This is a genomic window from Acinetobacter sp. 1424608 (genome assembly GCF_000588255.1).
GTDB classification, from domain to species: Bacteria; Pseudomonadota; Gammaproteobacteria; order Pseudomonadales; family Moraxellaceae; genus Acinetobacter; species Acinetobacter nosocomialis.
On sequence record NZ_JFXL01000023.1, the window covers coordinates 46,725 to 54,754 of the forward strand.

Consider the following 8,030-nt stretch of genomic DNA (forward strand, 5'->3'; position numbering starts at 1 on the left):
GCTAGGGATTCTAGCTTATGAGCACTTCACGAGTAAAGCTAACTAAGTCATTTATCGATCAACTTAAACTCATTCCAGCAATTTATAGAGACAGTGAGATTATTGGTTTTGCTATTCGTGTAAATAATTCATATAAAACCTATATTGTAGAAAAGAAAGTAAAAGGTAGAGCAATACGTTGTAAATTAGGAGATTACGAAAAAATTACTCTTGAAGAAGCTCGTATACTTGCTCAGCAGAAGTTAAAAGATTTAACTGAAAACAATTATTTAATTAGCAAAAATAATAAAATATTAAAAAATAATTTAGATAAGAAAATTAACCAGCCTAGTCTCGATGAAGCTTTTCAAACATATATCAATCAACACAAACTAAAAGACAGAACACTAGTTGATTATAGAGATGTCATAGAAAAATACTTAATGGATTGGAGGGAGCTTAAACTTACTGATATTACTGAACAGATGGTTGAAGATAAGTATATTCAATTATCTAAAATTAGTTATGCCAAAGCGAACTTATCTATGCGAGTACTTCGAGCTATTTATCGTTTTTCGGTTAAGTATTATCAAGACAGAAGTAAAGAGCTCATCATATCTGCGATGAACCCAGTTAATTTTTTAAATTCAAAACAACGTTGGCGAGCAGTTTCAAGACGAAGTAACTATATTCATAGAGAAAATTTAGAAAAATGGGTACACGCAATTATTGAATATGAGGGTCGGGGCCAAGAAAATGAAACAAATAAGGACTTTTTATTAACTCTTGTTTTAACAGGGCTTTTTAGAAATGAATGTGAATGCTTACGTTGGGAAGATCTAGACTTAGATGAAGGAAGTCTTTCTTTTATAAATACTTATAATAATGAGTGCTATAAACTTTATATGGGTGATTTTCTTTGGCATCTAATGAAAAACCGTAAAATGAAAATTAATGAAGAATGGGTGTTCCCATCTGTGAAGTCTAAAACTGGCCATATTGTTAATATTTCAAAATTCCGAAAAAAAATAGAAGGGCAGTGTAATATCTCTTTTACTTTTCAAGATTTACGGAGAACATTTAAATTTTTTGAAGATAACTTAAGTGATAAACCACTATTTATTAGAAAGGCAGACGAGAAAGAGAAAATATTAGAATCTAACAATGTGGTTCACTTTCAAGATATGCGTAATAGAATGAATAGACTAGAACAAGTTATTCTGGGTTCATATAGAGATAAATTTATTAAATCTATTACTATCAATCTATAAAAATTTTGAAGTTCGCAAATTAAAAAATAAGACTACGACCGGTTCTAAAATTAGTATAACTTTACAGTAAGTTTTATCAGTAAAACACAGAATGAATATTCTTTCACACTTCCTACAACTATTTGTAATTGATGAATTTTATACTTGACTAAAACACTTGGAATTTATACAGTAGTGGAGTATTTTTGATAATTATTATTGCTTAGTCCTGAAATACAGTAAGAAGCCTATTCACCATGAATAGGCTTTTTGCTTTGTTTTAATTGATAACTCAAGTCTAAATCTCTTAAAAAATTAATCTAATAGAATCAAATAAATAGTTTTTTTGGTTTTTTTAATAAATTGAAAAAGATTGACACGTAAATTTTCATTATGAACAAAATTGATTTAAATAGTAGTCAAAGTGAAACACACCTAAATGCTAAGTTTAATTTTCACTAAACGAGGCATAGGAGTGTCATCATGTTAAAAGCAATGTTTTTCTTCAGCGCAGGTGCAATGTTTGGCTATTGTTATAAGCATAAAAATGATAAAGCTGAAGCTGATAAATCTAAATAAGCACTAAAAACCGCCTATAGGGCGGTTTTTAATAAGCAGCATGAGATAAATTTGCTTGAATCATTTGAACAAGTTCTCTTGCTGCTTTTGATAATGGTTTATCTTGGAGCCAGATGAGATAGATAGATAGAGGTAAATGATTTTTTGTATTTTTAAAATCTAGTTGAACTAAATGTCCTTGTTCAATTTTTTCTTTTACCAAAGATAAAGGAAAATTTCCCCATCCTAAACCAGCCTCAACCATATTAATCGCGGTCTGTAAACTATTGGTTTTCCAGTACATTGCTCCAACAATTGAACGTGAATCCTGTATGTTTAATTCACTACTTGCAACTACAATTTGTCGAACATTAATTAATTCTTCAATAGAGATTAACTTATCATTTTGTTTTAAAAGTGGGTGATGAACAGAAATTGTAGCAACTAGAGTTTCATTCATCACTAATTGTAAGCTTTCACGCATTTTTATATTGAGATCAGAACCTGCCAGACAAAGGTTAATATTTTCTGTATAGAGCAAATTTAGAATATCGTCTTGGGGGGCTGTAATAATCTCTACATTAAGTAAGGGAAATTTATCAGCCAGTTTTTTTATCGCTTTAAAAAGTAAATTGGTATTTGCATCTGAAACAACACCAATTTTTAATTTACTTTCAAGTCCTAGCGAAAGCTCATAGGCATGGGTACTTAATAACCTAAGCTGCTCAGCAATAATACGTGCTTGGGGCTCTAATGCTAAAGCCGCTGAAGTAGGAATGACTTTACGGTGAGTACGTTCAAACAAAAGGTAACCAAGTTCTGCCTCAATATTGGCAACAGCCATGCTCACGGCGGAGGGTACTCGATTTAACTTACGTGCCGCTGCCGAGAAAGATCCAGTATCAAGTACACTTAAGAAAAGCTCTATATTTTCGCTATTAAAATTCATTTTGATATCAGTGAAACTGAAAGCTGTTAACTTTATATGTGATTTTAACTGAAACTAAAATAAAAAGAAGTAAGAAAAGATGATTGGTTATGCAAGGTTTAAAGCGTCGTATTGTTTATGTGTCCTCATATGAAATTATTGGAATGGTGATTTCATCAGTAGGTTTAGCTCTTTTGGCCGGAGATAGTGTAGAGCACACGGGACCGCTCTCAGTCATGATTACGACAATTGCGGTAACATGGAATTTTATTTACAACATTCTTTACGAAAAATGGGAAGCACGACAAGAGAATAAGTCACGCACTGTTAAACGTAGAATCGCGCATGCGATCGGTTTCCAAATCACTTTAGTGATGTTCTTAATTCCGCTGATTGCATGGTGGATGGATATTTCTCTTGTTGCGGCATTTTGGTTAGATGTTGCCTTTATTATTATCATTCCAATTTATACATTTATATTTAACTGGACATTCGATAAATTATTCGGATTACCTGCTTCTGCACAAGTAAATACTGTTCAAGAATAGAAGAAAATTTTAAAGAGATATCAAAGTATTGTTGAGTTAACTTTGATATCTCTTGCAAAACTATTTGATTTGTTCAAGCTCAAGATTTTTTGAAACCTTTGTTTGAGCTCTTTTTGCGAGCATATAATATAAAAGTGCAGTCGATAACAATCCAACTAACCAGGATAAATCAATTCCACCTAACATTTCGGCAATTTGGCCTTTGTAAAATTTGCTATCGATAAAGGGCAGTTGAAGTAATATGCCAATAAAATAACAAGCTATACCAATGGTGTTCCAGCGCCCATATCTACCATTTGGGTCATATAGTGCGTCTACATCACATTCTTCTTTAGAAATAAAATAATAATCAACTAAATTAATTGCACTCCAAGGAATGAAAAATGTCAGAAGAAATAAAATAAAAGCTTTGAATGCACTTAAGAAGGTGTGTTCACCTACAACTGCAATAAATGTCGAGATCAGAACCATTGCAAGAACAATGACAAGTCGGGTCAGTTTTGAAATCTGTCCAGTTGGTTTAAAGCTATTCCAAATGGTTGCTATACACATAAAACTGCCATAAGCATTGAGTGTGGATAAAGTGACCTTTCCAAATGCAATACTAAAATATAAGAAAGTAATCACAAGAGCGATTGGATTCATACCTACAACATACTGAACTTCATTACCGACAAAACCACCATTTGATACTTGAGCAATCAATACACCAAGTGTCATAGAAATTTGTGAGCCAACTAAAGACCCAAGGCTAACTGCCCAAAACACCCGATTTGAAGAGGTCTTTGTAGGTAAATAACGAGAATAATCTGCTACATAAGGTCCGAATGAAATTTGCCAAGAAGCAGAAAGAGAAACTGCCAATAAAAAAGATGGCCAGCTAAAATGGCGTACAGCAAGCAATTCTGAAATATTCGAGAGAGCTAAAATTTGAGTAAGGATAATAATAAAAGCTATTAATCCTATGACACTTGCGACTTTTCCTACCCAGTGAATTAAGCGATAGCCAATAGTTGCAAATAAAATAATAAAACAAGCATAGATTAAAATACCTGTTGTATTACTGACTTGTGCAAGGTGTGCAATTGCTTTACCAGCGAGTACTTCACCAGTTGCGGTAAAGCCAATATACATCAGGCAAACCAGAATAATGGGAATACATGCACCATACACTCCAAATTGAACCCGACTGGAAATCATTTGGGGAAGGCCAAGTTTGGGTCCCTGAGCTGCATGCAAAGCCATGACAGCAGCACCAAAGCATTGTCCAATAAATAAGCCAATGATTGACCAAAATACATCACCACCTAATACGACAGCTAATGCACCCGTGACAATAGCTGTAATCTGTAAATTGGCACCAAACCAAAGTGTAAATTGGGCGAATATACTGCCATGCCTTTCATTTTCAGGAATAAAGTCAATACTTCGGTTTTCAACAAACCCACTTTTCGATGTTCCAGTTGATGAGTCCATAACACTCTCCTTATCCTTTAAGAGCTTTTCTTTTATTAGAATCCATTTTGTACAAACAAATATAAACATGTATATACAAGCTATTTCAAAAAGAAGCAATGGTTTCGGTAAATCATTGCTTTAATTTTTTGTACTCATAAATTTAGATGTGGTGAGAACAGTAGACTGGTGAGGTGAGTGTTTTTATAAAGATGAGAAAGTGAGCGGTAAATAAAATCTATAAAAAAAGCCCTCTAATGAGGGCAGATAATTAGACTTCAGCATCAAGAATGGCTTGAAAAAATACGGGTAACTCCGAAAATTGAACTAATTGGGTTTTATCATCGTGCTTATAGTAGTACTGATAATGCGGTGTTTGAAATGCACTATCTAGATATTGCGTCGCATCGGAAAATTGAGCTTTGGCAACTGGTTTATCTTTCTTAAATTTAACGATAATTGGGTTCACAGAGTTTAATTTAACGGGCACACCATTTTCAAATTTGGCTGTTTCAATCAATAAAGAAATTTTAAAATCACCAAATATGACACAAAATTGACCTCCTTTTTCTGTTTTAATTTCTCGATCGTGAAACAGTTCTTTAAATAAGTCTTTTAATGCTTCTCGGTGCTTGTCTAAAGCTAACTGAAAATCATGATCTTTCTGTTCTAATTTCTCTTGCTCTTCTTTGAGCAATTGGGCCTGTTTTTCGATTGTTGTAAAATCCAAATTCATTTTAATTTCTCCTTGTTGTGATTTTAAAACTATATATGGCAGCCATTTGTTAAGTTTTAAAGAAACATACATTGTTTGTTACAACGCAATAATTAAGATGAATTTGTGTGATCACTATTTAGTACAAGGCTTGGTTATAAGTGCAGGACGGCGTTTAATTTGAATAAAGCCGCTACTACTTAGCACGCCTAGCATAACTAAAGCAGTACCTATAATTTGCCAGATATTAAGTGTTTGACCAGCTAACATTGCAACTAACATACTAAAAACTGGAACAAAGTTAAAAAAGATTGATGCTCTACCTGCGCCTAGTTTTTGAATGCCATTAAACCAAAATAAATAAGCAATCATAGTAGAGCAAATAATGACGTATCCCATAGCTAAGTGTGCAGTAATAGGCGCCATAACAACTGCTTTAAATGGTTGCTCGAAAATTAGACTTAATATGATTAGAGTCAAAGCACCGAACAGCATAGAGAACGTTGTAGTTTCTAGAGGCGTAGCATTTTTTACATACCGGCGTGATAACACATTGGCTAAACAAAAACTGATACCACCAAGTAAGATATAAAAGTCACCAATTGCTATTTTTAAATGAAGTAACGTGGAAATATGCCCATGGCTAATAACGAAAAGCACACCACTTAAACCAAATACAACTCCGATAAATTTAGGAAGTGTTAATTTTTCTCCATCAAGTAAAATTGCTAGCAGTAGAGTGATCAATGGTGTGGTTGCCATGATTAAGGCACCATTGACTGCTGATGTTGTTTGCAAGCCATAGAAACAACCTATATTAAAACCAGCAATCCCTATAATTCCAATAATAAGATAGATAAATAAATTCTGCTGAAAAGTAGCCCAACGTAATTTTCCCATGGCCGCAAAAATAATAAATAGAGCAAGGCTTGCAAGCGTAAAACGCTCAGCTGCTGCCGAAAGAGGAGGCATCGATTGGATAATATAAGACATCGCATTAAATGCTGAGCCCCAAAAAAGCATCGTTATTACAACACCTGTGTAGGCATAAACCACCGTTTTATTCATGATAGGGCTCCGAAAAAAGAATGTCTCTATTCTGAGTAATCACTTAAAGGTGTACAATTCCATATTAATTCATCTCTAATGTGAAAATTTGCACAATGATAGATTGGGAAAATTTACATTACTTTTCAGTTTTTTCTGAAGAAAAATCACTTTCAGCTGCGGCAAGAAAGTTAAGGGTTGACCATGCCACTGTTGCAAGAAGAATTGCTCAGTTAGAACAGAGCTTAAAATTAAAATTAGTTGATCGTAGACCCCGCACAGAGGTGGTCCCACATGTTTGAACAACTAAAAGCTTATTTATAAGTGATACTCTGCTCTAGTTAAGCTACCTTATTTTGTTGTGGTAGCTGGTCATAGTAAAACTCATCTGGAGTCATTTTGTCCAGACTCGAATGAGGTCGTTTCAAATTATAAAATTCAAAATATGCGTTTAATTGCTTCTTCGCATCCAAAACATTGCTGTAGGCTTTGAGATACACCTCTTCATATTTAACGCTCCGCCATAATCGTTCAACCATCACATTATCAACCCATCGACCTTTACCATCCATGCTGATTTGGATGTCATTTGATTTCAATACATCAATAAATGCATCACTGGTAAACTGACTGCCTTGGTCTGTATTAAATATTTCAGGTCGACCATATTTTTCAATAGCTTCATTTAATGTTTCTATGCAAAATGTAACCTCCATACTAATCGATACTCTATGCGCAAGTACCTTGCGGCTATGCCAATCAATCACAGCACATAAATAAACAAAGCCTTTTGCCATAGGGATATACGTTATATCCGTAGACCACACTTGATTACTGCGCTGAATAGCCAATCCTTTGAGCAGATATGGATATTTGCGGTGAGCTTGATTAGCCTGGCTTAAATTTGGTTTGCAATATAACGCATTAATGCCCATTTTCTTCATTAAAGTACGTGTATGACGTCGTCCTATATGATGTCCTTGACGATTCAACAAATCACGCATCATACGGCTACCTGCAAAAGGGTATTGCATATGTAACTCATCCATACACCGCATCAGCTTCAGATCTGATGCACTCACAGGTTTTGGGCGATAGTAATAACAACCACGGGAGACTTTCAGCAGCTGAGCTTGCTTAGATACTGAAATCTGAAGTGAGTCATCGATTAACTTTTGTGGTTGAAGCGGCCCAGTTTCTTCAACACACCTTCTAAAAAATCAATTTCTAATGCCTGCTCACCGATTTTTGCATGTAGTTTTTTTAGATCGATGGGTGGTTCTGTTGGAGCTTTTGATTGATCGAAAGCTTGCGAGGAAGCTGAAATCAGTTGATTTTTCCAGTCGATAATTTGGTTTTGATGAACATCAAATTCAGCACTCAATTCAGCAAGTGTTTTTTCTGCTTTAATCGCAGCAAGTGCTACCTTAGCTTTAAAATCATTTGAATGATTTCTTCTTGGTCTACGTGCCATAAAATACTCCATATATTGATGTTTATAACATCATTTGGGGAGCAAAATATCACTTATAAGTGTTGTTCAAATTTCC

General features: G+C 34.3%; 7 protein-coding genes and 1 pseudogene. 3 read left to right on the forward strand and 5 right to left on the reverse strand.

The annotated features are described in order from the left end of the window. Positions 1-17: 17 nt before the first annotated feature. Positions 18-1,250, forward strand: a complete 1,233-nt coding sequence (locus J678_RS20595) for an integrase family protein (RefSeq protein ID WP_017392888.1) — start codon at positions 18-20, stop codon at positions 1,248-1,250. A gap of 586 nt (positions 1,251-1,836) precedes the next feature. On the opposite strand, the gene J678_RS20600 is transcribed toward J678_RS20595, so the two are convergent. Further along, a complete protein-coding gene (locus tag J678_RS20600) occupies positions 1,837-2,736 on the reverse strand; it encodes a LysR family transcriptional regulator (protein ID WP_016805604.1) in 900 nt (299 codons plus the stop codon). Between the two features lie 89 nt (positions 2,737-2,825). On the opposite strand from J678_RS20600, the gene J678_RS20605 reads away from it, so the two are divergent. Further along, positions 2,826-3,263, forward strand: a complete 438-nt coding sequence (locus J678_RS20605) for a PACE efflux transporter (protein ID WP_002050023.1) — start codon at positions 2,826-2,828, stop codon at positions 3,261-3,263. Positions 3,264-3,323: 60 nt separating this feature from the next. On the opposite strand, the gene J678_RS20610 is transcribed toward J678_RS20605, so the two are convergent. The 3 genes from J678_RS20610 to J678_RS20620 all read right to left on the reverse strand — a co-directional run bounded on the left by J678_RS20610 (position 3,324) and on the right by J678_RS20620 (position 6,501). Next, positions 3,324-4,739, reverse strand: a complete 1,416-nt coding sequence (locus J678_RS20610; RefSeq protein ID WP_017392887.1) for a purine-cytosine permease family protein — start codon at positions 4,737-4,739, stop codon at positions 3,324-3,326. A 250-nt stretch (positions 4,740-4,989) separates the two neighbouring features. Beyond that, on the reverse strand, positions 4,990-5,454 hold the full coding sequence (locus J678_RS20615) for a hypothetical protein (protein WP_002049801.1): 465 nt from the start codon (positions 5,452-5,454) through the stop codon (positions 4,990-4,992). 114 nt (positions 5,455-5,568) lie between these two features. Further along, complete coding sequence (locus J678_RS20620; RefSeq protein WP_017392886.1) at positions 5,569-6,501, reverse strand: DMT family transporter; 933 nt, start codon at positions 6,499-6,501, stop codon at positions 5,569-5,571. A gap of 95 nt (positions 6,502-6,596) precedes the next feature. Here J678_RS20620 and J678_RS20625 point away from each other — a divergent pair. Continuing rightward, a pseudogene (locus J678_RS20625) lies at positions 6,597-6,770 on the forward strand (LysR family transcriptional regulator); the annotation flags it as partial. Positions 6,771-6,821: 51 nt separating this feature from the next. Here J678_RS20625 and J678_RS23370 read toward each other — a convergent pair. Continuing rightward, positions 6,822-7,966 (reverse strand): IS3 family transposase gene (locus tag J678_RS23370; protein WP_085944219.1). Its coding sequence is split into 2 segments (ribosomal slippage): positions 6,822-7,702 and positions 7,702-7,966, totalling 1,146 coding nucleotides; the frame shifts between segments, so codons are not numbered across the junction. Positions 7,967-8,030 lie beyond the last annotated feature (64 nt).

Excerpts from the sequence above, each read along its gene's own strand:
- J678_RS20595 (WP_017392888.1), top strand. The coding sequence starts at position 18 with ATGAGCACTTCACGAGTAAAGCTAACTAAGTCATTTATCGATCAACTT.
- J678_RS20600 (WP_016805604.1), bottom strand. The coding sequence starts at position 2,736 with ATGAATTTTAATAGCGAAAATATAGAGCTTTTCTTAAGTGTACTTGAT.
- J678_RS20605 (WP_002050023.1), top strand. The coding sequence starts at position 2,826 with ATGCAAGGTTTAAAGCGTCGTATTGTTTATGTGTCCTCATATGAAATT.
- J678_RS20610 (WP_017392887.1), bottom strand. The coding sequence starts at position 4,739 with ATGGACTCATCAACTGGAACATCGAAAAGTGGGTTTGTTGAAAACCGA.
- J678_RS20615 (WP_002049801.1), bottom strand. The coding sequence starts at position 5,454 with ATGAATTTGGATTTTACAACAATCGAAAAACAGGCCCAATTGCTCAAA.
- J678_RS20620 (WP_017392886.1), bottom strand. The coding sequence starts at position 6,501 with ATGAATAAAACGGTGGTTTATGCCTACACAGGTGTTGTAATAACGATG.